The 26,363-nt window shown below is 72.5% G+C and carries 20 protein-coding genes; 7 read left to right on the top strand and 13 right to left on the bottom strand.

The window, feature by feature from the left end; all coding sequences use genetic code 11:
• Positions 1 to 317: 317 nt before the first annotated feature.
• Together G6W55_RS26365 and G6W55_RS26360 are read right to left on the bottom strand one after the other, a co-directional pair.
• A complete protein-coding gene (locus G6W55_RS26365) occupies positions 318 to 851 on the bottom strand; it encodes a DoxX family protein (protein WP_175523300.1) in 534 nt (177 codons plus the stop codon).
• A 169-nt stretch (positions 852 to 1,020) separates the two neighbouring features.
• Positions 1,021 to 2,310, bottom strand: coding sequence for a hypothetical protein (locus G6W55_RS26360; protein WP_175523299.1), 1,290 nt, complete (start codon positions 2,308 to 2,310; stop codon positions 1,021 to 1,023).
• A 201-nt stretch (positions 2,311 to 2,511) separates the two neighbouring features.
• Between G6W55_RS26360 and G6W55_RS26355 the strand changes: the two genes are divergently transcribed.
• Both G6W55_RS26355 and G6W55_RS26350 read left to right on the top strand, forming a co-directional pair.
• Positions 2,512 to 3,426 (top strand): DUF4429 domain-containing protein, encoded by a 915-nt coding sequence (locus G6W55_RS26355; protein WP_175523298.1) that lies wholly within the window; start codon positions 2,512 to 2,514, stop codon positions 3,424 to 3,426.
• A 191-nt stretch (positions 3,427 to 3,617) separates the two neighbouring features.
• Positions 3,618 to 3,941 carry a hypothetical protein gene (locus tag G6W55_RS26350; protein WP_244369837.1) on the top strand — a complete coding sequence of 108 codons (324 nt, stop codon included), beginning with the start codon at positions 3,618 to 3,620 and terminating at the stop codon, positions 3,939 to 3,941.
• 22 nt (positions 3,942 to 3,963) lie between these two features.
• On the opposite strand, the gene G6W55_RS26345 is transcribed toward G6W55_RS26350, so the two are convergent.
• Together G6W55_RS26345 and G6W55_RS39630 are read right to left on the bottom strand one after the other, a co-directional pair.
• A protein-coding gene (locus G6W55_RS26345; RefSeq protein WP_375372473.1) for an IS5 family transposase occupies positions 3,964 to 4,793 on the bottom strand; the annotation gives its coding sequence in 2 pieces (ribosomal slippage) (positions 3,964 to 4,452 and positions 4,455 to 4,793; 828 coding nt in all).
• Positions 4,794 to 4,860: 67 nt separating this feature from the next.
• On the bottom strand, positions 4,861 to 5,586 hold the full coding sequence (locus G6W55_RS39630; RefSeq protein WP_175523295.1) for a helix-turn-helix domain-containing protein: 726 nt from the start codon (positions 5,584 to 5,586) through the stop codon (positions 4,861 to 4,863).
• A gap of 252 nt (positions 5,587 to 5,838) precedes the next feature.
• On the opposite strand from G6W55_RS39630, the gene G6W55_RS26335 reads away from it, so the two are divergent.
• Genes G6W55_RS26335 through G6W55_RS26325 form a run of 3 tightly spaced genes read left to right on the top strand, consistent with a single transcriptional unit; the run spans position 5,839 to position 8,345 of the window.
• Positions 5,839 to 6,513 (top strand): DUF4097 family beta strand repeat-containing protein, encoded by a 675-nt coding sequence (locus G6W55_RS26335; RefSeq protein WP_175523294.1) that lies wholly within the window; start codon positions 5,839 to 5,841, stop codon positions 6,511 to 6,513.
• A gap of 36 nt (positions 6,514 to 6,549) precedes the next feature.
• Positions 6,550 to 7,584 carry an ATP-binding cassette domain-containing protein gene (locus G6W55_RS26330; RefSeq protein WP_175523293.1) on the top strand — a complete coding sequence of 345 codons (1,035 nt, stop codon included), beginning with the start codon at positions 6,550 to 6,552 and terminating at the stop codon, positions 7,582 to 7,584.
• Positions 7,581 to 8,345, top strand: a complete 765-nt coding sequence (locus G6W55_RS26325; RefSeq protein WP_175523292.1) for an ABC transporter permease — start codon at positions 7,581 to 7,583, stop codon at positions 8,343 to 8,345. Before G6W55_RS26330 ends, G6W55_RS26325 begins: the two co-directional genes overlap by 4 nt.
• Positions 8,346 to 8,356: 11 nt before the next feature.
• On the opposite strand, the gene G6W55_RS26320 is transcribed toward G6W55_RS26325, so the two are convergent.
• Complete coding sequence (locus G6W55_RS26320) at positions 8,357 to 9,151, bottom strand: class II aldolase/adducin family protein (RefSeq protein WP_030788096.1); 795 nt, start codon at positions 9,149 to 9,151, stop codon at positions 8,357 to 8,359.
• 161 nt (positions 9,152 to 9,312) lie between these two features.
• On the opposite strand from G6W55_RS26320, the gene G6W55_RS26315 reads away from it, so the two are divergent.
• Positions 9,313 to 9,786 carry a pyridoxamine 5'-phosphate oxidase family protein gene (locus tag G6W55_RS26315; protein ID WP_175523291.1) on the top strand — a complete coding sequence of 158 codons (474 nt, stop codon included), beginning with the start codon at positions 9,313 to 9,315 and terminating at the stop codon, positions 9,784 to 9,786.
• Between the two features lie 16 nt (positions 9,787 to 9,802).
• Here the strand turns inward: G6W55_RS26315 and guaA are convergent, their stop codons facing one another.
• Positions 9,803 to 11,377, bottom strand: coding sequence for a glutamine-hydrolyzing GMP synthase (gene guaA, locus G6W55_RS26310; protein WP_085207907.1), 1,575 nt, complete (start codon positions 11,375 to 11,377; stop codon positions 9,803 to 9,805).
• A 320-nt stretch (positions 11,378 to 11,697) separates the two neighbouring features.
• Here guaA and G6W55_RS26305 point away from each other — a divergent pair, with 320 nt between their 5' ends.
• Positions 11,698 to 11,979, top strand: coding sequence for a chorismate mutase (locus G6W55_RS26305; RefSeq protein ID WP_030788107.1), 282 nt, complete (start codon positions 11,698 to 11,700; stop codon positions 11,977 to 11,979).
• Positions 11,980 to 12,666: 687 nt separating this feature from the next.
• Here the strand turns inward: G6W55_RS26305 and G6W55_RS26300 are convergent.
• The 7 genes from G6W55_RS26300 to G6W55_RS26270 all read right to left on the bottom strand — a co-directional run bounded on the left by G6W55_RS26300 (position 12,667) and on the right by G6W55_RS26270 (position 26,356).
• Positions 12,667 to 14,445, bottom strand: coding sequence for a GMC oxidoreductase (locus G6W55_RS26300; protein WP_175523314.1), 1,779 nt, complete (start codon positions 14,443 to 14,445; stop codon positions 12,667 to 12,669).
• Positions 14,446 to 14,498: 53 nt separating this feature from the next.
• Positions 14,499 to 16,130 (bottom strand): succinic semialdehyde dehydrogenase, encoded by a 1,632-nt coding sequence (locus G6W55_RS26295; RefSeq protein WP_175523290.1) that lies wholly within the window; start codon positions 16,128 to 16,130, stop codon positions 14,499 to 14,501.
• Positions 16,131 to 16,273: 143 nt separating this feature from the next.
• Positions 16,274 to 17,944, bottom strand: coding sequence for a serine/threonine-protein kinase (locus tag G6W55_RS26290; protein WP_175523289.1), 1,671 nt, complete (start codon positions 17,942 to 17,944; stop codon positions 16,274 to 16,276).
• 109 nt (positions 17,945 to 18,053) lie between these two features.
• Positions 18,054 to 19,700 (bottom strand): serine/threonine-protein kinase, encoded by a 1,647-nt coding sequence (locus G6W55_RS26285; protein WP_175523288.1) that lies wholly within the window; start codon positions 19,698 to 19,700, stop codon positions 18,054 to 18,056.
• A 58-nt stretch (positions 19,701 to 19,758) separates the two neighbouring features.
• On the bottom strand, positions 19,759 to 21,528 hold the full coding sequence (locus G6W55_RS26280) for a serine/threonine-protein kinase (RefSeq protein ID WP_175523313.1): 1,770 nt from the start codon (positions 21,526 to 21,528) through the stop codon (positions 19,759 to 19,761).
• Positions 21,529 to 21,672: 144 nt separating this feature from the next.
• Positions 21,673 to 24,183 (bottom strand): protein kinase, encoded by a 2,511-nt coding sequence (locus tag G6W55_RS26275; protein ID WP_175523287.1) that lies wholly within the window; start codon positions 24,181 to 24,183, stop codon positions 21,673 to 21,675.
• Positions 24,184 to 24,313: 130 nt separating this feature from the next.
• Entirely contained in the window at positions 24,314 to 26,356 is a 2,043-nt protein-coding gene (locus tag G6W55_RS26270; RefSeq protein ID WP_175523286.1) for a serine/threonine-protein kinase, read from the bottom strand.
• Between the last annotated feature and the right edge of the window lie 7 nt (positions 26,357 to 26,363).

Raw genomic sequence — 26,363 nt, 5'->3', positions numbered from 1 at the left:
GGCGGGCACGGGAGACACGGTGGCCGTGGCGGGCACGGGGGTCATGGCGGGCCAGGGGGTCATGTCGGGCTCGGTGGCCACGAAGGTCATGGCGGACGCGGTGACCCCGGCAGGCATGGAAGTCACGGCGGGCGCGGCGGGCGCGGCGGGCAGGGTGACCCCGGTGGGCATGGCCCCGGCCCCGGTCGGCACATACCGACCGGGGCCGGGGACCCGGACTCGCCGTACTGACCGGATACGGGGGCCGGGGCCAGGGCCGGAACCGGGGTCGGGACCAGGACCGGCAGTCCCGCCCCGCCCCGCCGGACCGGCTCGGGTTACGTCAGGCCCTCCACGCGCTCCCGGCGCCTTCGGCGCCAGGCCGCGTCCAGGGAGAGGACGGGGGCGCCCGCGAGGATCAGGGGGATCCAGGCCATGAGGTAGGGGAGGTCGTTGCCGTAGTAGTAGGGCTCGGCGGACCAGCTCACGGTCAGCCAGAGGCTGAGCGAGATCAGCGCCCCGCCGAGGGCGGCGAGGCGGGTCAGCAGACCCACCAGGGCGCCGATGCCGACGGCGAGTTCGCCGAGGGCGATGGCGTAGCCGAAGCCGACGGGGTTCTTCAGGGCCAGGTCGACCAGGGCCGGGATGGCCGAGGAGTCACGGACGGCGCGCATGGTGTCGCCGATGGAGCCGGCGCCGCCGTCCTTCATGAAGGCGCTGTCCGTGAGTTTGTCGAGACCGGCGTAGATGAAGGTGACGCCGAGGAAGATCCGCAGGGGAAGCAGGGCGTACCGGGTGGCGGTGTCCCGCCAGTCCCGGCCGCCGCCGTCGGGATAGGGAGAGTACGTGTCACTTCTCATGCCGTGAGTCATCGCCCGAGCCGCCTCTCGCCCGCCGTGGTGGGGGGAACCCTCAACAGACCATACGTACCGAACGAGAACAGCGCTCAACCGTCCGCGCCCGGAGCAGGCCGGCCGGGCCGGGCCGACCGAGCCACAGTCACGGCAACGGCAACGGCAACGGCAACGGCAACGGCAACTGTCACTCGGTGACGTCGATGGCGTACCGGTTCGTCTCGACGCCGGCCGCGGTGACGACCTGGACCTCGACCCGGCCGGGTTCCACGTCGGCGGGGACGGGGACGGTGAGGAGGGCGTCGCTCGGGTTGCTGAAGCCACCGGTGACCGGGACGAGCGGGACATGGACATGGACGGGGCCGATACGGACGACCATGCGGGAGAGCCGGTCGGCGGTCTGGGCGCCGGGCGGGACGAATCCGGCGCCGCGGATCTCGATGTCGTCGCCGGTGCGGATCGGGGCGTCGAGGTCACCGGCCTCGCGGGAGCGGACGACGGAGAGGATGACGGGGCGGCCACCCTCCGCGTACTTCCCGGCGAGGTAGGTCGCGGCCGAGACGAGGACCACGACCGCGAGGCCCCAGGGCAGGTCGGGGAGCTGGTCGGGGCGGCGGGCGAGCCGGACCGCGGCGAAGACCAGGGCGACGGCGCTGATCACGACGTACTGGATGTCGGCGAAGGTGCCGCGGCCGGAGTCGTCGGTGAGCAGGTCGGCGGCGCGGGGGCGGTGCGCGCGGACCTTCTGGAGCCGCTGGCCGAACACCCGCAGTCCGACCACGCGGCGCACCAGGACGGCGATGCCGCAGACCACGGCGAGGACCGTCACCACGCCGGCGCCGCGGGCGAGGTCGAGGCCGGAGATCAGGGCGTCGCGTTCGGCGGGACCTGAGGCGGCGGCGAGCCGGCCGACGAGGACCAGGACGGCGTAGGCGACGAGGAGGACCCAGGACGCGGCGACCGCACGGGAGGTGGACAGTCGGTTGTCCTCGCCGATGACGGGGGCGAGTGCGCCGCCGCGGGCGCGGTGGAACCAGGAGGCGGCGGTGAGCGCACCGGCGACGACGAGGGCGGCAAGGAGTCCGGCGGTGCGGGCGCTGCTCCAGCCGGCGCCGATCGCGGTCAGGGCCTGGACCAGCAGCAGGGTGACCACGGCTGCCCACACCGTGCCGGCGGTGCGGACCCAGAGGCGGCCGAGCCATGCCTCGCCCTCGGCGCGGCCGCGGTCGGCGACGAGTTCGGCGGACTGGGTGAGTTCCTCGGAGACCCACTGGCGGGAGGCCGAGGCCGAGTGGGCGACGGCGGCCGGAAGGCCCTGCCCGGCCGCGAACTCGTCGCGCTTGAGCAGGAATTCGGCGACCGCGCGCCGGTGTCCCGCGCGGGCACCGTGCGGACAGTCCCCGCAGGTGCAGCCGCCCTCGTGCGGGCCCGGACCCGCTCCCGGACCCGCACCCTGTCTCGCCTCCTGCACCGCCACGTCCGACGCCTGCCTTCCCCATGACCCGAACGGACGGCGGCCTGTGTGGAACCTGTTCGGGATCCCGGCCGCCGTCGTATGGACAACTCCCCTTTGATGTCAGCGAATTGTGCCCTACCGCACACCTCCCGCCCTCGGCAGGTCCGGTCAGCGCGGGTGATGTCGGGCGGGCCGTGTTGACCCGGCTGCGAGAATTTCCGTATGGCCGAGATCATCCAGCGGGACGGGACCTGGGCCTTCGACGGCACGACGGTCCGGATCACGCCGGGACTCCACCGTTCCGTGCCGCTGTTCCGGCAGTCGTACGGGGAGATCGCGGTGCCGCTGGAGGCGGTCGCCGGGGTCGTCTACGAGCCCGAACGCAGGCGGGGGCGGCTGCGGATGCGGCTGCGGGAGGGCGCCGACCCGCTGCTCCAGGCGACGGGCGGACGGCTGCCCGACGCGGCGGATCCCTACCGGCTGGCCGTGGACGTGGACCGGGCCGGGGTCGCCGAGTACGTGGCCGAGGAGATCCGGCACGCGCTGCTGCTCGACGGCGTCCCCAAGGAGCCGGCCGGCACCTATCTGCTGCCCGGTCCTCCGGTGCCGGTGTCGGTCCGTTCCTCCGACGGCAGGGTCTCGTTCGACGGGACGCAGGTGCGGATCGACTGGGCCGACACCTCGGACCGGGTGAAGCGGGCGACGGGGCCGCGCGTCATCGCCGTGGCGGACCTGGTGCATGTGGAGTGGCTGCCCAACTCCGGCTACGAGGACGGCTTCCTGCGGTTCGCGACCCGGGAGACGGTGTTCTCGAAGCTGCCGCCGGAGAAGGATCCGTACGCCCTGGACCTGTGGGGCAATGTGCGCCGGGATCTGCTCACCGCCCTGGTGGCGACGGCGGTGACCGCGCGGCTGCCGCACCCCTCCGCCCGCACGGAACGGACCCGTCCGGCGGATCCGCCGGACGGTACGCGGCCTCGGCGGCGCCCCGCGTCCGTGCCCGCGCAGGCCGACCATCACGACGTACTGCTGCGCCGGCTGCGGGAGTTGGGTGAGCTGCATCGCGACGGGGTGCTCACGGACGAGGAGTTCACCCGGACGAAGTCCGTGATACTGCGCGGCTTCCGCACGGTCTGAGCGGCAACCGACTAGGGCCTGTCTCCTTGGCGAAGAGCCCTCCCCTCCGGACGAAAAATCTGGCGACCCGAGGGGACGGCTCGGCTACCGTCGCGCGGGGAGGTAGACGAGTGTCCTGGCCATCTGTGATCATCCTTGTCTCCGCGGAGCGACGCCCGTCACTTGAAGGGCGAATCCGTTCCTTTGAGCTCGTGCATGATCCCGTGACGGGCGATGAAAGGCTGCACCAGCACGGGTACTCGTACTGCATCGACCTCTCGGGCGGGATCCTCGCGGATTACGAGCCAGAGGAACTTGAGCAGGTGAGGACCCGGATCGGCGATCCGTACGCGGTCTATGTGTCGTGCCAGTCAATGGACGCGGCCCGTGCATTCCTCCGCGATGTCCTGCCCGACGTAGACGGTCTTGTCGACACCAACCACCACGAGATCCTGCAGTCGAGCGCCTTCCTCACGCTGGTGGACCGTTATCCCGGATGGGACTGGCGCCGCCAACCGAGCACAGACCTCCAGTAGACCGGCTCACGTCGGTTTCCTCTCACCTGCGTGCCCAGATGAGGATGGCGGCCAGGTGTAGTGCGGCCTGATATGCGACAGCAAGCTTGTCCGTCCTCATCGCAAGGCCCCGCCACTGCTTGATCCGAGCGATGCACCGCTCGACGGCATTGCGTTCCTTGTATGTCTCGGCGTCGAAACCGGGCGGGCGACCTCCGGCGCGTCCTCGCCGGAGGCGGTGGCCGATCTGATCGGCGGGCTGCGGAATGACCGCGCGGATGCCACGTCGACGGAGGTGTCCACGGATCGCGCGGGAAGAGTAGGCGCGATCCGCAAGGACGACTGTGGGGCGGGTTCTTGGTCTGCCGAGTCCGCTCCGCGGGATCCGGATCCCGGCCATGACCGCCTCGAAGGCCGGCGCGTCACCGGCCTGGCCCGCGGTGACGTGGATGGACAGAGGCCGGGCCCGGCTGTCACTGGCCAGGTGGACCTTCGTGCTCAAGCCACCGCGGGAGCGTCCAAGTGCATGGTCCTCGGGCTCGGATCGGCCGGGCGCCCCTTTTTCCTGGCTCCGGCCGAATGCTGGTGAGCCCGGCAGACGGTGGAGTCCACCGAGACTGTCCAGCCCAGGTCGTCATCGGCGTCCGCTCCTGCAAGGACCGCCGCAAAAACCCGTTCCCATGTGCCGTCCCTGGCCCACCTGATCAGGCGTTTGTGCGCGGTTTGAAAGGAGCCGAGCTCTTCTGGCAGGTCGCGCCAGGGTGAGCAGGTGCGGTACTTCCACGCGATGGCTTCGAGGGTGCGGCGGTGGTCGGCCCACCGTCGTCCACGGACCGGATCCGCCGGCATCAGCGGCTCGATCCGGTCCCACATCGCATCAGTGATCACTAACCGGACAGGCACATCCGATCAACTGATCAGCCCATCAAAGAGACACGCTCTAGGTGGCATCCGTCGCGGGCCTGGTGCGGAGGATCTCGCGGGCCTGTTCCGCGGCGCGGGCCGTGCTCTCGGAGACGAAGTCGAGGAAGCGGGCGATGTTCTCCAGCCGGACGGCGGCCGGGGTGCCGGGGACGAAGACCTGGACGCCCTCCCGCGCCGTCTCGACGAGTTGGGCGATGGACCGGGCGCTGGCCATCATCGACTGGTACCAGACGTCGTCGTCGACGACATAGCGGTCACGGCGGCGTTCGTCGCGTTCCCGGCGGACGAGGCCCTGGCTCTCCAGGAACGCGATCGCCTTGGACACGGACGCCGGGCTCACCTGGAGGCGCTGAACGAGTTCGGACGCGGTGAGGCTGCCGGTGTCGGTGAGGGTGAGACAGGCCAGGACGCGCGCCATCATCGACGGCATGCCGGAGGCCGTCATGACGGTGGTGAGCGTCTCCTCGTAGGCGCGCACGGCCTCGGCGTCCCGCCCGTACGCCTGCTCGGGCGCCCCGGTCCCGCGCGGGGCGGGCTGTCGGCGGCGGTGGGCGCGGCGTTCGGTGGCCCGGTGGGCCAGGTCGGCGCGGTAGGCGGTGGGTCCGCCGTTGCGCAGCACCTCGCGGGTGATCGTGGAGGTCGGCCGGTCGAGGCGTCGGGCGATCTCGGCGTAGGCGAGGCCGTCGGCCAGTCCCAGCGCGATCTCCCGGCGTTCCTGCTGGGTGAGCCTGCCTCCCGGCATCGCGGCCTCCTCCGTGCGTGCCCTTCGAGGGGCCCGGTGGCCCTCGGCGGCGTCAGCATAGCGTTCGACGGCATTTCATTGCAACGAACGGGCTGACCTTCATTGCATTAAGGTCGAGTTCATTGCAATGAATTCACTCAATCTACCTGCGAATACTGCGATCCAGCGCAATAAGTTCGTTGCCAGTTTCATGAACGCAACGTAGCTTTTCCTCTATCAGAAACAGAAAACAGTGAGTCAGAGGAGAACGCGATGCAGCAGTTCGCAACCCCCGCCCCCATCTCCGCCGTCCTCGACGTCCAGGCCGGAGAGGTGCGGGTCATCGCCGCCGACCGCGATGACACCACCGTCGAGGTCCGGCCCCTGAACCCCGCCAAGAACCGGGACGTGGAGCTGGCCGGGCGGACGACCGTCGAGTACGCCGACGGCGTCCTGCGGGTCACGGCCACGGCACCGGCGAGGAGCCGGATCCTCGGCCCGGCCGGATCGGTCGAGGTGACCGTGCGCCTGCCCGCCGGCTCCCGCGTCGAGGCCACGTCGGCCGGCGCCGGGTTCCGGGGGGTCGGGCGGCTCGGGGAGGTCACCTTCGACGGCGCCCACGGCCAGGTCAAGCTGGACGAGACCACGGGCGCCCGCCTCACCGTGCAGGCCGGGGACGTCACGGTCGGCCGCCTCGGCGGACCCGCGCACATCAGCACCCAGCAGGGCGACATCCGGATCGCCGAGGCCACCGGGGGCACCGTCACGCTCCGCACCACGCAGGGCGACATCTCGGTCGGCGCCGCCCGCGGCGTCTCCGCCTCCCTGGACGCCGGCACCACCCACGGCCGGATCCGCAACGCGCTGACGAACACCGAGGGCACCGCCGCCGCGCTCACCGTCCACGCCACCACCGCCCACGGCGACATCACGGCCCACAGCCTGTGATCCACCGACCGACACACACCTGAGGGGGCACCTGTCATGACCGACCCGACCGGCACCGACCCGGCCATCGAGGCGCACGGCCTGCGCAAGTCCTATGGCGACAAGACCGTCCTGGACGGCGTCGACCTGACCGTCCGGCGAGGCACGGTCTTCGCGCTGCTGGGACCGAACGGCGCCGGCAAGACCACCGCCGTGCAGATCCTCTCCACGCTCGTCACCGCCGACGGAGGCCGGGCCCGGGTCGCGGGCCACGACCTCGCCGCCGAGCCGCAGGCGGTCCGCGCCGCGATCGGTGTCACCGGGCAGTTCTCCGCCGTCGACGGTCTGATCACCGGCGAGGAGAACATGCTCCTCATGGCCGACCTGCACCATCTGTCCCGGCCCGAGGGACGGCGGGTCGCCGCCGGACTGCTGGAGCGCTTCGACCTCACCGAGGCCGCCGGAAAGCCCGCCGCCACCTACTCCGGGGGCATGAAACGCCGTCTCGACATCGCCATGACCCTGGTCGGCGACCCGCGGATCATCTTCCTCGACGAGCCGACCACCGGTCTCGACCCCCGCTCCCGTCACACCATGTGGCAGATCATCCGCGAGCTGGTCGCGGGCGGGGTCACCGTCTTCCTCACCACCCAGTACCTGGAGGAGGCCGATCAGCTCGCCGACCGGATCGCCGTCCTCGACGGCGGCCGGATCGCCGCGCAGGGCAGCGCCGACGAACTCAAGCGGCTCGTCCCCGGCGGCCATGTCCGGCTCCGCTTCACCGACCCCGCCGCCTACCGCAGCGCCACCACCGCACTGCAAGCCGGCACCGCACTACAAGCAGGCACCGCACCGCAAGCAGGCACCGCACCGCAAGCCGTCACCCGCGACGACGAGGCCCTCGCCCTCCGGCTCCCCAGCGACGGCAGCCAGCGCGCCCTGCGCTCGCTCCTGGACCGGCTCGACGCCGCCGGCGTGGAGGCCGCCGAACTGACCGTGCACACCCCCGACCTGGACGACGTCTTCTTCGCCCTCACCGGCGACGCCACCGTCCCCGGCCGCCCCGACCACCCCAAGGAGTCCGCACGATGAGCACCCTGGCCCTCGCGATCCGCGACTCCTCCACCATGCTGCGGCGCAACCTCCTGCACGCCCGCCGCTACCCCTCCCTCACCCTCAACCTGCTGCTCACGCCGGTCATGCTCCTGCTGCTGTTCGTCTACGTCTTCGGCGGCACCATGAGCGGCGGCGCGGGCCGCTCCGCCTACCTCGCCTATCTCGTCCCCGGCATCCTGCTCATGACGATCGGCTCGACCACGGTCGGCACCGCGGTGTCCGTGGCCACCGACATGAACGAGGGGATCATCGCCCGCTTCCGCACCATGGCCATCCACCGCGGGTCCGTCCTGTTCGGCCATGTCGCGGGCAGTGTGATCCGGGCGCTCGCGAGCGTCGTCCTGGTCGGCGCGATCGGGGTCGCCATGGGCTTCCGCTCCACGGACGCCACCGTCCTGGAATGGCTCGCGGCCTTCGGACTGCTCGCGCTGTTCGCGCTGGCGTTCACCTGGATCGCGGTCGGCATGGGGATGGGCAGCCCGAACGCGGAAGCGGCGAGCAACAGCGCCATGCCGCTGATCCTGCTGCCCCTGATATCCAGCGCCTTCGTGCCGCTGGAGAGCATGCCGGGCTGGTTCCGGCCGGTCGCCGAGTACCAGCCCTTCACCCCCGCCATCGAGACCCTGCGCGGACTCCTCCTCGGCACGGAGATCGGTCACAACGGCTGGATCGCCCTGGTCTGGTGTGCGGCCCTCACCGTCCTCGGCCACCGGTGGTCCAGGAAGCAGTTCGGCTGAGCCCGTACGGCTCAGCTCAGCAGATCCGGCTCACTGCGGCTGATGTCCTGCCACAGGGGCTGGTAGTTGATCCAGGCCACCAGGTCGCCGCCCAACTGCTCCCGGGTGGCGACCGCCGCCTTGTGGTCGATCAGGACCGGGCGGCCGGCCGCGCGGGCCGTTAGCTGGACCTGGCTGGAACGCTCCATGGACAGGAACCACCAGGCCGCCGCGTCCACCGAGTCCCCGACGGTCAGCAGCCCGTGGTTGCGCAGCACCAGCGCCTTGCGGGAGCCGAGCACCCGGGCGATGCGCCGGCCCTCCTCGGCGTCCACGGCGACGCCGGTGTAGGCGTCGTACAGCGCCACGTCCTCGTAGAAGGCGCAGCTCTCCTGGGTGATGGGGTCCAGCAGTTCGCCGAGGGCGGCGAGGGCGCGGCCGTGCACCGAGTGGCAGTGGGCGACGGCGACGACGTCCGGGCGGGCCGCGTGGACCTGGGAGTGGACGGTGAAGGCGGCCTGGTTGACGTGGTAGCGGCCCTCGACGACCTGTCCCTCGGAGTTGACCAGCACCAGGTCACTGACGGTGACGTGCTTGAAGGGCATGCCGAACGGGTTGACCCAGAAGCAGTCGCTGAAGTCGGGGTCGCGGGCGGTGATGTGACCGGAGACGCCGTCCTCGAAGCCCATCCGCCCGAACAGACGCACGGCGCCCGCCAGGCGTTCCTTGCGGTGCCGGCGCTCGTCCTCCACCGAGTCGTGCATCGGCGGCATGGCGAACTCCAGCCGATCGGTGGGCAGCGGGGCAGGCGGCGTGGGCCCGTGCATCGGTCCTCCAGCACTGGGTGGGTGTACGGGCGGAAGTTACCGTCGGTCAGCGCAGGAGAACAGGCTTGTTATGCAACGATGACGTCCGGCACCGCGACACCACACAAGATCGCGCCAAAATGGCGACAGGAGATGTCGGGTATCGGGGTCAGACTCGGTGCATGGCATCGACATGGGCGGCCTTCGCCGCAGCCGAAACCGATCTCGCGACGACCGTCGAGCAGCGCTTCGGCGCGTACACCCACCATGTCCTCGCGACCCTGCGCCGGGACGGCTCGCCGCGCACCTCGGGCATCGAGGTCCGTTTCCTCGGCGGGGAGGTGTGGCTCGGGATGATGCCGGACTCGCTGAAGGCGCTCGATCTGCGCCGCGATCCGCGGTTCGCGCTCCAGGCCAACCCGGGCGAGGGCACCACGATGGGCGGCGGGGACGTACGGATCGGCGGCCGGGCGGTGGAGGTGACGGACCCGGCGGCCAAGGCGGCGTACAGGAAAGAGGTGGAACCGCCGGAGCCGTTCCACCTCTTCCGCACCGAGCTGACGGAGGTCGTACGGACCTACGTCGAGGACGAGACGTACCTGGTCACCCAGGTCTGGAAGCCCGGAGAGCCGGTGCGCACCCTCAAACGGACCTGAGCCTCAAAAGGGAGACCTACTCCCACTCGATGGTGCCCGGCGGCTTCGAGGTCACGTCGACGACGACGCGGTTGACGTCCCGCACCTCGTTGGTGATCCGGGTGGAGATCTTCGCCAGGACGTCGTACGGCAGCCGTGACCAGTCGGCGGTCATGGCGTCCTCGGAGGAGACCGGGCGCAGCACGATCGGGTGGCCGTAGGTGCGGCCGTCGCCCTGGACGCCGACGCTGCGGACGTCGGCGAGGAGGACCACCGGGCACTGCCAGATCTCGCGGTCGAGTCCGGCGGCCGTCAGTTCCTCGCGGGCGATGGCGTCGGCGTCGCGCAGGAGGTCGAGGCGCTCCTTGGTGACCTCGCCGACGATGCGGATGCCGAGGCCGGGGCCGGGGAAGGGCTGGCGCTGGACGATCTCCTCGGGCAGGCCCAGTTCCTGGCCGACCATCCGGACCTCGTCCTTGAACAGCTTGCGCAGCGGCTCGATGAGCTTGAACTCGAGGTCCTCGGGGAGGCCGCCGACGTTGTGGTGGGACTTGATGTTGGCGGTGCCGGTGCCGCCGCCGGACTCCACCACGTCGGGGTAGAGGGTGCCCTGGACGAGGAACTCGACCGCCGGGCCCTCGTCGGCGATGATCTCGGCCTGGGCCTGCTCGAAGACGCGGATGAACTCGCGGCCGATGATCTTCCGCTTCTCCTCGGGGTCGGAGACCCCCTTGAGGGCGGTGAGGAACCGCTCCTCGGCGTCGACGACCTTGAGCTGGACGCCCGTCGCGGCGACGAAGTCCTTCTCGACCTGCTCGGTCTCGCCCTTGCGCATCAGACCGTGGTCGACGTAGACGCAGGTGAGCTGGGAGCCGATGGCCTTCTGCACGAGGGCCGCGGCCACCGCGGAGTCGACACCGCCGGACAGACCGCAGATGGCGCGCCGGTCGCCGACCAGCTCGCGGATCGCGGCGATCTGCTCGTCGATCACATTGCCGGTGGTCCAGTCGGGGGTCAGGCCCGCGCCCCGGTAGAGGAAGTGCTCCAGGACCTGCTGGCCGTACGTGGAGTGCAGGACCTCGGGGTGGTACTGGACGCCGTAGAGCTTCTTCTCGTCGTTCTCGAAGGCGGCGACCGGGACGACGTCCGTGGAGGCGCTGACGGTGAAGCCCTCGGGGGCGGCGGAGCAGGCGTCGCCGTGCGACATCCAGACCGCCTGCTCGGCGGGGGTGCCCTCGAAGAGGGTGGAGGACGTCCGGGAGACGTGCAGATCGGTGCGGCCGTACTCGCGGGCGCCGGTGTTGTCGACGGTGCCGCCGAGGCTCTGGGCCATGAGCTGGAAGCCGTAGCACATGCCGAAGACGGGGACGCCGGCCTCGAAGATCGAGCGGTCCAGACGGGGCGCGCCCTCCTCGTACACCGACGAGGGGCCGCCGGAGAGGATGATCGCCGCCGGGTTCTTGGCGAGCATCTCCTCGACCGGCATGGTGCTCGGCACGATCTCGCTGTAGACCCGGGCCTCGCGGACCCGACGGGCGATGAGCTGGGCGTACTGCGCGCCGAAGTCGACGACCAGGACGGTGTCGGGGGCGGCGGGGGTCGCTGATGACACGGGTTGCCTTCCGGCGGTGAGCGAGGTGTGTGTGGGGCCGAGTCTACCGGGCGCCGGGCAGGCTCCTCGGGGCCGAAGCCGTCTCACGATCCGAACCGTCTTGGACACCCGGGGACACCACGGCATACTGGCCGCATGCTCACGCACCCGGCCTTCCTCTTTACCTATGGCATCCGGCCCACCGGCTGCCATGGTCGTGCTGCTTGAGCAACTGACGAGCGACTTCCCAGGCGCCCCGGGCCGACAAGGTCCGGGGCGCCTGTCGTTCGCGGACCTTCTCGCTCCGGGGCGGCCTCACCCGAATCCGAAGAGGAGCCCCCATGACCGCGACCGACGTGACCGGCGCCCGTACCCCCGAGGCGGCCGAGGTGATCACCGGTGCCCGTGAGCGCATCGACGCGCTCGACGACCGGATCATCGGTCTGATCCAGGAGCGGACCGCCGTCTCCGCCGTGATCCAGGAGGCCCGGATCACCTCCGGCGGCCGGCGGGTGAACCTCTCCCGCGAGATGGAGGTCCTCGGCCACTACCGGGACGCGCTGGGCAAGCCCGGCACCGCGCTCGCCCTGACGCTGCTCGAACTGTGCCGCGGTCGCATCTGAGTTCGGTCCTCCTCTCACCCGTACGGCGCGTGACCGCCCCCGGCACGCTTCGTTGGTCCCGGTGTCCGTTCCAGCCAGGTGCGGGCCCGGAAGAACCACGCGTGGATCACTGGAGCGTTGAGGCGTACGGATCGTGCCGTGCGCCGTGGGACCTCGCTCCAGCACGTGACCGGACGGCAGGGGACAGCAGCCCGGTCACCAGAGAGAACGGCCGGCCTCGGGGACGCCCGGGGCCGACCGGCTGACACCGCAGAAATGCATCCAGGGCTGGACCGAACGGTTGCGGGGACCGTCCACATCCAGCACGATGCACACCAACCCCGCCCCCCGATACATGAGTCCAGCGGCGCAACCCCCCGGCGCCGCTCCCAGGCACCGGCGCTGCCCTGACGCCGGTGCTGACGGTGAAGAAGGGCCCCGTGGATCCGTCCCACGGGGCCCTTCGTCATGCCCGGAACCCCTGTCCCACCCGGACCCCTCTCGATGTGACCCACCTCACATAAAGAATCTGTGAGGACGACGCAACTCCCCGGGGACTTCGCCGGTCACACCTACCGAATACCGGAACAAGGACCACTTCCGTCTCCGCCAAGGCCGACGGAACACGACTTGAACGGCATGACGAAGGGACCTGCGCTCGGAGGGGGGCGCAGGTCCCTTCGTCGTGTCGTCACCGGGCCACCGGTGTCACTCCTTCGGCGGCACCGCCGGCATCCCCAGGAACGGCAGCCGCAGCGCGCCGAAGGCGTCCGCCGGGACCGCCGGTTCGGCCGGCTCCACCGGCCGCAGCCGCTCGTACGGCTCCCCCTGCGCCGGGCGCGGATCCTCCTCGCCCTTGTTCGGCCAGTACGACATCGCGCGCTCGGCCTGCGCGGTGATGGTCAGCGACGGGTTCACGCCCAGGTTCGCGGAGACCGCGGCGCCGTCCACCACCGAGATCCCGGGATGGCCGTACAGCCGGTGGTACGGGTCGATGACGCCCGACTCGCGGGAGTCGCCGATCGGACAGCCGCCCAGGAAGTGCGCGGTGAGCGGGGTGCCCATCAGCTCGCCCACGTTGGAGCCGGCGAAGCCGTTGATGTCGGCGGCGATCGCGGTGGCGGCCTCGGAGGCGGCCCTGATCTGCTTGGGGTTGGGCGCGCCGTGGCCCTGACGTGCGGTGAGCAGGCCCTTGCCGACGCCGGACGGTTTCAGATACGTCGTCAGCGAGTTGTCCAGCGACTGCATCACCAGGCCGATGATGGTCCGCTCCGACCAGCGCCGGTTGGACAGCGAGCGCAGCATCAGCAGGGGGTGGCGGGCCGCGTTGGCCAGCCAGCCGGCCACCCGCGAGGAGCCCTCCGCGTACGGCACCTGGAGGATCGACAGACCGCCCATCGAGTTGGAGCCCTTGCCGTAGCGCACCGGCTCGATGTGGGTGTTCTCGTCCGGGTGGACGGACGACGTGATGGCGACACCGCGGGTGAAGTCGACCTTCGCCGCGCCGGTCGCCCTGCGGTAGCGGCGGTCGTCGGTCTGGGCGCCCACCAGGGCCTCGGAGTTGGTGCGGGTCAGCTCGCCGAGCCGGTCGGAGAGGTACGGCAGCCGGCCGGTCGACCTCATCCGGTGCAGCAGGGTCTGGGTGCCGTAGGTGCCGGCCGCCAGGACGACCCGGCGGGCCGTGAAGGTGCGGCCGCGCCCCTTGCGCCGGTCGTCGGTCGGCAGGGTGGCGATGGCATAGCCGCCCCGCGAGTCGTCGGTGACCGAGACGACCGTCGTCAGCGGGTGCACGACCGCGCCCGCCTGCTCGGCGAGGAACAGGTAGTTCTCGTTCAGGGTGTTCTTCGCGCCGTGCCGGCAGCCGGTCATGCACTCGCCGCACTCGGTGCACGCCTTGCGGGACGGGCCCGCCCCGCCGAAGTAGGGGTCGGCCACGGTGTCGCCGGGCGCCGCCTTCGCCGTGCCGTCGGCGTCCTCGCCGTCACCGAAGAAGACACCGACCGGCGCCATGTGGAAGGTGTCCCCGACACCCATGCGCTCGGCGGCCGCCTTCAGGTGCACGTCCGAGGGGGTGGTCGTCGGGTTGAGCCGTACGCCGAGCATCCGCCGAGCCTGGTCGTAGTACGGCTTCAGCTCGTCCTGCCAGTCGGTGATGTCCCGCCACTGGGGGTCCTCGAAGAACGGCTTCGGCGGGACGTAGAGGGTGTTGGCGTAGTTGAGGGAGCCGCCGCCGACGCCCGCGCCGGCCAGGACCATGACGTTGCCGAGCAGATGGATGCGCTGGATGCCGTAGCAGCCGAGCTTCGGGGCCCACAGGTAGTTCCTGAGGTCCCAGGAGTTCTTCGGCAGGGTCTCGCGGGTCCAGCGGCGGCCGGCCTCCAGGACGCCTACGCGGTAGCCCTTCTCCGTCAGGCGCAGGGCGGTCACCGAACCGCCGAATCCGGAGCCGACGACGATCACGTCGTAGTCGTAGGCGTCTTGGGGCACGGGTGTCTCCTCGTCGAGTCTCGTGCGGGTGCTGCGGGTGCCGCGGGTGTCGCTCACCGGAACCGGAACGCCTTCATCAGTCTCAGGCTGCGGCTCATGAACTGCGCGTACTTCTCGTCGTCCATGCCCAGCGAGGGCGCCATCGGGAGCAGGCGCTGGCGGGCGACCGTCTGGGCCTCGGTGTACTTGAGGATGCCCTCGGAGCCGTGCCGGCGGCCGAGTCCGGAGTCCTTCATGCCGCCCATCGGGGACTGGACGCTGCCGTAGGCCGGGGCGTAGCCCTCGTTGACGTTGACCGTGCCGGTGCGCAGCCGGGCCGCGACGGCGGCGCCGCGCCGGCCGTCCTTCGTCCAGACCGAGGCGTTCAGGCCGTACGGCGTGGAGTTGGCCAGCTCGACGGCCTCGTCGTCGGTCGAGAAGCGGTAGACCGAGACGACGGGGCCGAAGGTCTCCTCCGCGCACACGGCCATGGGCTCCACGACGCCGTCGAGGATGGTCGGCTCGTAGAAGTAGGGGCCGATGTCCGGGCGGGCCACCCCGCCGGCGACGACCTTCGCGCCCTTGGCGACCGCCTCGGCGACGTGCCGCTTCACGGTCTCCAACTGGCGCTCTCCCACCAGCGATCCCATGTCGGCGCCGTAGGCGAGGGAGGTGCCGAGGCGCATGGCCTTGGTGCGGGTCGCGAAGCGCTCCAGGAAGGCGTCGGCGACCGACTCGTGGACGTAGAGCCGCTCGATGGAGATGCAGAGCTGGCCGGCGGAGGAGAAGCAGGCGCGGACGGCGCCCGCGGCGGCCTTCTCGATGTCGGCGTCGTCGAGGACCAGCATGGCGTTCTTGCCGCCGAGTTCGAGGGAGACGCCGACCAGCCGGGCGGCGGCGCCCTGCGCGACCTCGCGGCCGGTGCGGGTGGAGCCGGTGAAGGAGACGTAGTCGGCGTGCCGGACGACCTCGGGGCCGACGACCGGGCCCTCGCCCAGGACGACCTGGAAGACACCGGCGGGCAGTCCGGCCTCGATGAGCAGGTCACGGGCCCACAGCGCGGTCAGGCAGGTCTCCGTGTCGGGCTTCATGACGACCGCGTTGCCCGCGACGAACGCCGGGAGGGCGTCGCCGACGGACAGCTCCAGCGGGTAGTTCCACGGGGCGATCTGGCCGACGACCCCGCGCGGGTGGCGCAGTTCGGTGACCTTCGTCAGGGTCGGCACGGCACCGGCGTGCCGCTTCGGCCGGAGGTAGGCGGCGGCCCGGCGCCCGTAGTGGCGGGCGGCGACCGCGACGGCCTGCACCTCCTCGTGGGCGTGCAGCCGGGCCTTGCCGGTCTCCAGTTGGATCAGGTCGAGGACCTCGGCCTGGCGGGCGAGCACCAGATCGTGGAAGCGCAGCAGGACGGCGGCCCGCTCCCGGACCGGGATCCGCTCCCAGACGGCCTGGGCGGCGCGGGCCGCCTCGTACGCCCGCGCCACGTCCTCGGGGGTGGACTCGGGCAGCTCGGCGAGCACCTCGCCGGTGAACGGCGTGTGGTTCACGGTCCGGCCGGAGCCGACGACGCCCTTGGTGAGCTGGGCGACGAGCTGGGGGGTGACGACGTCGGCGGCGGTGCGGACGCCGGCGGGGGCGGGAGCGAGGGGATTGGTGCCCGTGCCGGGGTCGGTACCGGTCTTTTCCGGGGCCTGCGAGTCGGTCATGACGCGCAGGGTATGACGCCGGAGGGACTTTGGGTACCCGCCGGTAATAGGGATTCACCGACCGCACACAAGCCGCCAGTGTTCACTGGCAACAAAGCCGCTGATCAGGACGTTGTGCGCCGGGCTTCGGCCCACGCCGTCCTCTACAGCTTGTCGATCCGGAGATTGGCGATCGCCGTGCGGGCCACGTCCCGGCCGCGTTCGGTGAAGTCGCCCTTGCCCGGGTAGGCGACGGTCAGCTTGTACATGTCGCCGGCCGAGGACTTGTAGTAGAAGAGCCGCAGTTCACGGGGGCGCGGGTTCTGGGAGTCGTCGGTGGTGTACCGGACGGTGTTCGCGGCGGCCTTGTGGCCCTCGAAGGTGACGTTGTCGTCGGTCTCGGTCTTCGCGCCCTTCGGCATGTCGAGGCGGTAGCTGCCGCGCTCGGTGAACTCGGCGTCGTCGGCGTACATCTCGGCGGCCGCGGACGGCTTGATCTCGTTGCCGGTGTCCTCCGCCTTGCGGGCCACCGTCAGCACCACGGACACCGCGCCGCTGGGGTCGGTGTAGCTGACCCAGTGGCTGTCGTCGGAGTCCCGCTCGGGCACGGCCCGCTGGTAGTCGGCGGGGAAGGCGAGGGTGGCGGTGACGTCCTTCTCGGCGGCCGTCTTCCAGTCGTCCGGCAGCGGTCCCGCGAACGGGTCGGCGTACACCAGGTACGCCGTCACCGCCGCCGCGACGGCCGCGGCACCGAGCCCGAGCCACGCCTTGAGGCCCAGCCGGCGGCGCGCCACGGGCACTTCGACGTGCCGTACGACCTCTGTGGGCGCCGGGGCCGGTGCGGGCGGGTTCGCCGCGGCCGTCAGCAGGGCCCGGACCCGGGCGGCGTCGGGGCGGCGCGCCGGGTCCTTCTCCAGCAGCCCGTTGACGGCCTCGGCGAGGGGGCCCTGCGCGGCGGCGGGCGGCGCGGGCGCGGCGTTCAGGACGGACTGGAGGGTGGCCGGCGTGTTGCTGCGGCGGAACGGCGACACGCCCTCCGTCGCCGCGTACAGCACCACGCCGAGCGACCACAGGTCGGACGCCGGGCCGGGACGCTGGCCCAGCACCCGCTCCGGGGCGATGTACTCGGGCGAGCCGACGAAGCCGCCGGTGTCGGTCAGGTTGGTCTCGCCCTCGATCTGGGCGATCCCGAAGTCGGTGAGGACGACCCGGTCGTACCGGCCGAGCAGGACGTTGTCCGGCTTGACGTCCCGGTGCAGGATGCCCGCCGCGTGCGCGGCCTCCAGCGCGCCGAGCACCTCCAGGCCGATCGTGGCGGCCTCGCGCGCGCCGAGCGTGCCCTCCTGGAGGGCGCTGCCGAGGGAACGGCCGTGGACCAGCTCCATCACGATCCACGGCTTGCCGTCGACGACGGCGACGTCGTGCACGTTGACGACCGCCGGGTGGTCGAGCCGGGCGGCGGCGCGGGCCTCGCGACGCATCCGCTCGTAGGCGTTGGCCCGTTCCCGCTCGGGAAGGTGGTCGGGGACACGGGGTTCCTTGACGGCGACCTCGCGGTCCACCGTCTCGTCCTTCGCCCGCCATACGGTGCCCATCCCGCCGTGGCCGAGCTTGGCGAGCAGCCGGTAACGGCCCGCGATCAGACGGCCGGTGCCGGGCTCGGGCTCGGGGGGCGCCGCGAACTGCTGCGGCGGCACGGCGTGTTGCGGAGCCGGCGGCTGTGGCACGGAGGGTGGCACGGGGGGCTGCGCCACGGCGTGCTGCGCGTTCGGCGGTTGCAGAACAAAACTCGTCGTGTCGTCGGGCTCGTGGCCGACTCCCCCGTTGTGGCTCATGACTCCATCCATATCGCGCCAGGCAGGCCGGTATCCACCGGGCGGCCCCACCGGTCACAGACCCGTGACGCGTGACGTTCCTTATGCACCATTTACCGGACCGGTCGGGTCACCGGGCCACGAACGTGCCGACCGCGACGTCGAAGTACTCCCGCGCCTCCCGCACCTTGCCGACCGGCGCCGACACCCACACGTCGTACAGCCTGCCGTTCGCCTCCCAGCACAGGTCGTAGGTGTGCCGGGCGCCCTCCGCCGCGCTGAAGCCGTCCCAGGTGAACTCCCACAGCGCCGCCGGGTGTCCGTCGTGCTCGGTCTCGGTGACCCTGCCGTCGTGGTAACCCGGGTTGTTCTCCGGCCCCTTGGCCGCCGCGCGCTCCATCGCGCCGAGGGGGCCGCCGGGCGCCGGGTCCGCGATCTTGATGCCGAGCCGGAAGGTCTCCCCCGGCGACAGATAGAACACCCGCTCCCCCTGCGGCACCCGGGTGAACTCCTCCGGGACGGCCAGGGAGAACCCGGCGGGGTCCACGGCGAGCCGGTAGCCGGAGGGTGCGGTGGCGTGGTCGTCGGAGGCGGGGGCCGCGCCGGGGGTCGTGGAACGGGCGGTCGAGGGGCGCGGAGTGGAGGAGGACGCGCCGGTGCCGGACGGTGACGCCGGACCGCCGTGCGAGCCGGTCCCCGTCGGGCCGGGCACCGCGCTCGTCGGCTCCCGGGACGCCGAACTCGTGGGCGAGCCACCGCCGCCGCCCCCGTCGCCGTTCACCAGCAGCGCCGCCGCCGACACGCCCGCGCCCGCCATCGCGGCGACCAGCAGCGCGGCCACCAGCATTCCGCGCGGCGACCGCTCCCGGGCGGGCGCCTCCGGTGCCGTACGGGGCAGGTTCTCGCGGGTCGGCGTGTACCCGGACGACACCGGCGACGGCGTGTGCCCCGTGTCGCGGAAGACCCGCAGCAGCCGCTCCGCCTCCGCCGCGGCCAACCGCCGCTCGGGGTCGCGCTCCAGCAGTCCGCGGACCACCGGCAGCAGCGGCGCGGCCTGCTCGGGCGTGCGGATGTCGGCGAAGACGACGGCGTGCAGGATGCCGCCCAGCGAGTCGCGGCGGAACGGCGACTCGCCGCTCAGCGCGGTGCACAGCAGCGCGCCCAGCGACCACAGGTCGGACTCGGGCCCGGTGCGCGCCCCCGACATCCGCTCGGGCGCGGTGTACTCGGGCGAGCCGACGAACGACCCGGTCTCGGTGAGCGTGGTGGCGCCGGAGACCTGCGCGATCCCGAAGTCGGTGAGGACGACCCGGTCGTTGTCGCCGTCCAGCAGGACGTTCGCCGGTTTGATGTCGCGGTGCAGGACACCGGCCGCGTGCGCGGCGCGCAGCGCGCCCAGCAGCGCGATGCCGATCCGGGCCGCCTCGTCCGCGCCGATCGGGCCGTGCTCGGCGATCCGGTCGGCGAGCGAGCCGCCGTCGATCAGCTCCATGACGATGTACGGCCGTTCGCCGTCCTCGACGACGTCGTGCACGACGATGATGTGCGGATGGCTGAGCTGGGCCACCGCGCGCGCCTCGCGCAGGGTCCGGTCGCGCCGGCCGCGCGCCTGCTCGGCGGAGAGCGTGTCGTCCTGGATCAGCTCCTTGACCGCGACACGCCGTCCCAGCAGTTGGTCCGTGGCACGCCAGACCACGCCCATGCCGCCGCGCCCCAGCCTGGTCTCCAGCCGGTAGCGGCCCGCGATGATCCGGACGCCGTCCCCCTCGGTCCCCATACGCCCATCATGCCCCACCGGACGCCCCGCCTCCGGGTCGCCGACCGGCCAACCCCCCTCAGGAGGCGCCCGGTTCCCGCCAGCTCCGGAGCACGGACCGGAACTGCTCGGCCGTCCGCTCCCAGTCCTCGGCCGGGGACGACATGTAGATGATGTACTCCGTGCCGTCGCGGGCGATGTACGCCTCCTCGATGGCCCGGCGCGGCCCGGGGAACTCCGTGTCCTTCGCGAGCGCGGTCCACGTGTACTCCCATTCGGAGCCCCCGCGGTCGCGGTAGACGTTCTCCTCCAGGGTCACCGTCTTGTAGTCGACCAGCCGCTGGAGCTGCTGTTCGAGGTCCCGCTGATGGGCGTGGGCGCTGTCGAAGTCGGGCGAGGTGTCGATGGCGATCCGGACGAAGTGCTCGCCGCCGTCGGGGGTGTAGTCGACCTGCTTGAGGTCGCCGTCGTCCTGGAACAGCTCGCGCTCCCAGCCCTTCGGCAGCGAGAGACCGAACCCGAGCGGGTCGGTGATCGGCTCCCACGAGCGCGGCAGACCGTCCTGCGAGGTGGGCGTGGCGCTGGCCGAATCGCTCGGCGTGCCGGAGGCCGAGGCGGAGGCACCGGCCGAGGTGGAGGGGGACGGGGACTCGCCGGACTCTCCGGCGTGGGAGCGGCCTCCGGCGCCGTACTGCTGGAGGACCACCGCCGTGCCGCCGCCGACCAGCGCGGCCACGGCGACCACCAGGGCCAGGGTGCGCAGCCTGCGGCGCCGCGAGGGGCGCGCGGAGGTACGCGGCGCGCCGTACGCGGGGACGTGCGCGGAGGGGCCGCCGGGACCCGCGTGGCCGGGGTGGCCGGTGTGGGCGTTGTGGTGCGGAGGGCCGACGAGTGTCTGTCCGCCCGGGCCCGCGGGGCCGCCCGGACCCGCCGGGCCGACAGGGACGGTCGTCGCGGTGTCCGGGCCGCCGTACTGGGCCGGCACGAACACCTGCGCGCCGCCCGGACCGCCGGGACCGCCGGGACCGCCCGGGCCCCGGCCCTCCGCCGCGTCGGCGAGGAGCCGTTCGGCCTCGGCGGTGGCCGGGCGGGTGGCCGGGTCCTTGCGGAGCAGGGCGGTGATGACATGGCCGAGCGGCCCGGCGTACCGGGTCTCGTCGGCCTCCTCCTCGACCACGGCCTGGAGCGTGGACAGCGGCGAGGTCCGCCGGAAGGGCGAACGCCCCTCGACCGCCGTGTACAGCGTCGCGCCGAGCGCCCACAGGTCGGAGGCCGGGCCGGGGTCCTGGCCGCGCACCCGCTCCGGCGCGAGGTAGTCCACCGAGCCGACGACCTCACCGGTCCGGGTGATGGTGCTGTCGCCCTCGATCTGGGCGATGCCGAAGTCGGTGAGGAGGACCCGGCCGTCGTCGGCGAGCAGCACATTGCCCGGCTTGACGTCACGGTGCAGCACGCCCGCGGTGTGCGCGGCGCGCAGGGCGCGCAGCACCCACAGGCCGATCCGGGCCGCCTCGGCGGGCTCGATCCGGCCGTCCTCCGTGACCGCGTCGGCCAGCGAACGGCCCTCGACCAGCTCCATCACGATCCATGGGCGGCCGTCGTGGTCGAGCACGTCATGGATGGTGACCACGGCGGAGTGGTTGATCCGCGCCGCGGCCCGGGCCTCCGCCTGAGTGCGCGCGAGGAGCCGCTCCCGGTCGCTCTCGGAGACGTAGTGGGCGGCGGTCAACTCCTTCACCGCGACGGCCCGGTGCAGCAGTTCGTCGTGCGCGCGCCACACACGGCCCATGCCGCCGCTGCCGATGGCCTCGGCCAGCCGGTAACGGCCCGCGACGAGCCGGCCCTGCATCTGATTCACGTTGCCCCGCAATGTTCTTGACAGGGTCAGCGTAAGGACCCCGGCGCCACCGGGGAACCTTCGCCGTCCCAAGGAGACCGCACTGTGACGGTTGTCGCTTCTGCCGCTTAACGGGAACCAGCGGGCGGAATGGGTTCAGCCGGTGTACTCGTAGCTTTCGGCGGCCTGTTCGAACAGCCGCGTCACCTCGTCCCGCTCCGCCTCGGGACCACGCACCTGGACCACGTGATAGCGCCCGTCGAGCAGGATCGCCAGGTTTCTGACGTACCGCTCGCGGCCGCCGTCGTTCCAGGTGAACTGGCCTTCGGCCATGACGCGTTCGCCGACCGTGGTGGTGCGCAGCCCGGAGGCGGTGGCCCAACTGGAGTCACGGTACGGCTGGAGTTCGCTCTCCTTCTCCCGCTGGTACACCATCGGATCCGTGCCGTTCGCGGAGGCGCTGTCCCGGCCGGGTACGACGATCAGCTCGAAGTCACCGTGCGTGTACACGATCTGGCCGCGGCCGTTCTTCGGCGTGCGGTCCCAGCCGTCGGCGACGGCGATCCGGAAACCGGCCTCGTCCTTACGGACGGTGAACCCGTCGGCGGCGTCGGAGCCACCCTCCGTCTCCGTGCCGTCCTGGGTGGTGCCGGAGGAGGCCGACGCGCCGTTCCCCGAGCCCGGCTCGGTCTGGTCGGGCCGGGGTTCGCTGCTCACCTCGGGCGCCTGACCGGCCGGCGGGGCGGTGGACCCGGCCCGCTGGGTGGCGTCGGTGCCGGACGCGCCGTCCTCACCGGCCTTCGGCATGAACAGCAGGGCGTACGCGAACGCCGCCGCCAGCACCAGCAGGATGAGCAGCAGCAGGGTGCGGCCGAGACTGCGCGGCTTGCGGCCCGTGTCGGGGCGGGCCCGCTTGTGCCGCGCGCGCGGTCCGGCGGCGGGCAGCCGGGCGGCGCGGCGCCTGCGCACCAGCTCGCCCTTGCGGCGCACGATCGGCAACCGGCTCGGGTCGGCGGGCGGCGCGGCGACCACGTGCGCGCCGGCCTCGGGCTCCGGCGCGGACCGCACCAGGGAGCGCAGCCAGCCGCGCAGTTCCTCGAAGTCCAGCCGCTCGGTGGGGTCCTGGCGCAGCAGCGACTCCACGACGGGCCGCAGCGAACCGCACTCCTCGGCGTAGGCGGGCGGCTCGGCGCAGACCATCTGCACCAGTTCGGCCGTGGACTCCTCCGGGTAGGGCGCGTGCCCCTGTACGGCCCGGAAGAGCAGCGCGCCGAGCGCCCACAGGTCGGTCGCGGGGCCGATGGGGGCGGCCAGTTGCCAGTTCTCGTGCACCGGGCCGGCCTGCTCGGGCGCCCACCGCTCGGTGACCGGTCCGACGACGGCCATCCGCGCCTGCCGCGCCCGCTCGGCGGCGAGGGCGGTGGCGGGGCCTCGGCGGGGGGCGGGGACGGGGGCCTGCTGGGGTGCGGAACCGGGGGCCACTCCGGCGGCGGCTCCTGCCGCTCCCGCCGCCACCAGGTCGTCCCAGCGGGTGCCGGAAGACGCCTCGGTGGAGGCGGGGACGTTCGGGGCGGGGGCGTGCGGGAGCGCGTGGCCCGTCCGGCCGGGTGCGCCCCGGACGCCGTACGGGTCGGCGATCTGGCCGGGAGGCGTCCCGAACGGCGACGACGTCCCCGCCGCCGCACCGTTCGCCGCAGCGCCGTTCGCGGCGGCGCCCTGGCCGTCGTCGAGCGGGGTGCGGGCCCCCGGCAGGGCGGCGCGTCCGTTCTGTGCCTCCTGGACCCGGGCCGCGGCCCGCGCGCCCGCGCGGTACGCCGCGATCGCCCCGGCCCGCGCGGCCCGGATGTCCTCGCCGCTGTCCACGGCCGCCCTGCGGGCCACCGCGGCGGACGGCCCGCCCGGCTGCTCCCCGCCGGGCAGCGGCAGCGCGCCGGCCGCCCGCGCCTCGATGGCCGCGCGCCGGGCCGCCTCGGGATCGGCGGCGCCGCCCGCGGGGTTCGGCGGGGCCGAACCACCGTTTCCGGGCGGGTCGTTGTCCTCCGCCGGGACCGGGTCGTACCCGCACAGCGCCTCTTCCGCCGCGCCGACGGCCAGCCCGGTCAGCATGACCCGGCCGTCGTCGCAGACCATGACCGTGCGCGCGGTGATGTTCCGGTGCACCCAGCCGTGCGCGTGCAGCACCCGCAGCGCCATCAGCACGTCGGAGGCGACCTCGGCGGCCCGGTACGGCGTCAGCGGCTTCTCGGCGAGCAGCGCGGCGAGCGGCCGCGCGGACACCAACTCGCTGACTATCCACAGCGAACCGCCCTCGGCGAACACGTCGAAGACCTGGTCGAGCCGGGGGTGGTCGGGGATGCTCGCGGCGGCCTGGGCCGCCTCGACGGCCCGCCGTACGACGGGATCGGCGGGCCTGCGCGGTCCGCCGCCGGCTCCCGGGCGGGCCCCGGGCCGACCCGCCGTGCGCTCACGTGCCGTGAAACCGGCGGGCAGTCCCTCCGCGTCGAGCACCTCGGCCTCGACGACCTCGGGCAACGGCACCTGCCGGACCAGGACTTCCTGTCCGCTGTAGGTGTCGAAGGCGCGGCTCTCGGTGAGTTCGTACTCGTCGGACGGCGGCAGCGGCAGGCGGTAGCGGTCGGCGAGCACCCGACCCGCATAGTCGTCCACGTTGCCTCCCCCGGCCACCTGGTGGTCACATTCGTTCGCAGCCATTCACGATACGTGCCGGAGGCAGGACCGGAGAGGGGATGCCCAGATATCGGGCCGCGCACGCGACCCGGACCCACCTCGGTCAGGGCTACTTCTTCGGCGTGAAGGTCTCCGTCAGCGTCTTCCAGGTGGACTTGCGCAGTTCGGAACCCCACTCGGCGGCCTTCGCCGTGTACATCAGCGCGTACCCCTGGCTGTCGCTGACGACGAAACCGCGGTCGATGGTGCGGTACTTGGTGCCGCTCTCCTGGTAGGTGAACTCCCAGTCGGCCGTGTTCCAGCCGCGGTAGTCCACCGCCTCTATGCGGATCTTCTTGTACTGCGAGCGCGTCATGTAGCGCTCCTGGCTCCGCCAGTCGGCGACCGGGTCGCCCTTGGGCGTGCTCGTCCAGGCGACGAGCAGCTTCTGTCCGTCGGGCCCGGTGAACCGGTCGCCCGCCGCGCCCGTCGACTCGAACTTCCAGCCGTCCGGCAGCCCGATCGAGTACCCCTGGCCGCCCTTGTACGTCGAGACGGCCCCGCCCTTCCCGGTGTCGGAGACCTCGGTCGCGCCGGTGGAGCCGTTGGTGGCGGTGCCGCTGTCCACGGTGGCGTCGTCGCCCGGGGTGGTCCCGGTCGCGGAGCCGTCCGAGGCGGAACCGTCGGTGCCGGTGCCGCCCTTCTCGTCGTCCTTGGTGTCGGCGCTCGCGCTGCCACTGGCCACGGTCTTGGCTCCGCCGCCGTTCGCCTTGCCGCCGGCGTTGTCGCCGTCACCGCCGCCCAGGACGAGGGCCAGCACGGTGCCCAGCACCGCCAGTGCCACCACCACGGCGATGATGACCAGCGTCCGCTTCGGCACCACGTCGGTGAGCGGCGCCCTCGGCACCTGGCGCGGCGGCAGATCCGGCGGGGTCATCACGGGCCAGCCGGAACTCCGGCCGCCGGACGCGCCGTTGACCGCCGTCGGCGAAGAAGAAGCCGTCGGCGAGGAGGAGGGGGAAGAGGAAGGGGAGGACGGCGAGGACGTGGTCGTGGGCGCCGTCCCGCCGACGGCGCTCCGCGTCCGCTCCGTCCCCACGGAGGCGGAGGCGGAGGTCGACGCGGTGCCGGACGACTTGGTCCGGGACGCGGCCGCGGTCGTCGCCGCGCCCGCCGCCACGGCGGCCTTGCGCACGGAGCGCAACGCCCCGCGCAGCTTCACGCCCGCCTCGGCCGAACCGCCGCGCCCCTCGGGGCTGCCGGGCTGCGCGGGCAGGGGGACGACCCGTGTCGCGTCCGACGGCTCGACGTCCTTGGGGTCGGGCGCGTGCAGCACCCGCTGGAGCTTGGCGCGGGCACCGGCGTCGTCGAGCCGCAGCTCGGGGTCCTTGGTGAGCAGGCCGTAGATGACGTCCCGGAGCGGGCCCGCGTTCTTCGGCTCCTCCAGCGGCTCGGTCATCACCGCGGTGAGCGTGGCGATGGCGGAACCCTTGTCGTAGGGGGGCGAGCCCTCCACCGAGGCGTACAGCAGTCCGCCGAGCGACCACAGGTCGGCCGCGGGGCCCGGCTTGTGGCCGCGGGCGCGCTCCGGCGAGATGTACGACGGCGCGCCGACGAGCATGCCGGTCGAGGTGATGGACGGGTCGCCCTCGACCTGGGCGATGCCGAAGTCGGTGAGCACGACCCGGCCGTCCTCGGCGATGAGCACGTTGGACGGCTTCACGTCACGGTGCAGGATGCCCTCGCGGTGCGCCGAGCGCAGCACGTCGAGGATGGCGAGCCCGACCTCGGCCGCGCGCCTCGGCTCCAGCACGCCGTCCTCGCGGATGACCTCGGCGAGCGACTTGCCCTCGACCAGCTCCATCACGATCCACGGCCGGTCGTCCTCGTCGACCACGTCGAAGACGGTCACCGCGCTGTTGTTGCGGATCCGCGCGATGGCCTTGGCCTCGCGCAGCGTCCGGGTGATCAGCCGGCGCTTCTCGTCGTCATCGATGTTCCCGGGGAACCGCAGCTCCTTGACGGCGACCGTGCGTCCGAGGGTTTCGTCCTCGGCGCGCCACACCGTCCCCATGCCGCCGCGGCCGAGTACGTCTCCCAGCCGGTACCGCCCGGCGAGGAGACGTGCGCTCTTGTCCTGACGGGATGTCCCCGCCCGCTCCGCCTCCGACATGCGTCCC

This window comes from Streptomyces sp. CAI-85, from assembly GCF_013363615.1.
Taxonomy (GTDB): Bacteria; Actinomycetota; Actinomycetes; order Streptomycetales; family Streptomycetaceae; genus Streptomyces; species Streptomyces antibioticus_B.
The sequence above is the reverse complement of the archived record's forward strand: the minus strand, read 5'-3'. Positions and strand labels throughout refer to the sequence as shown.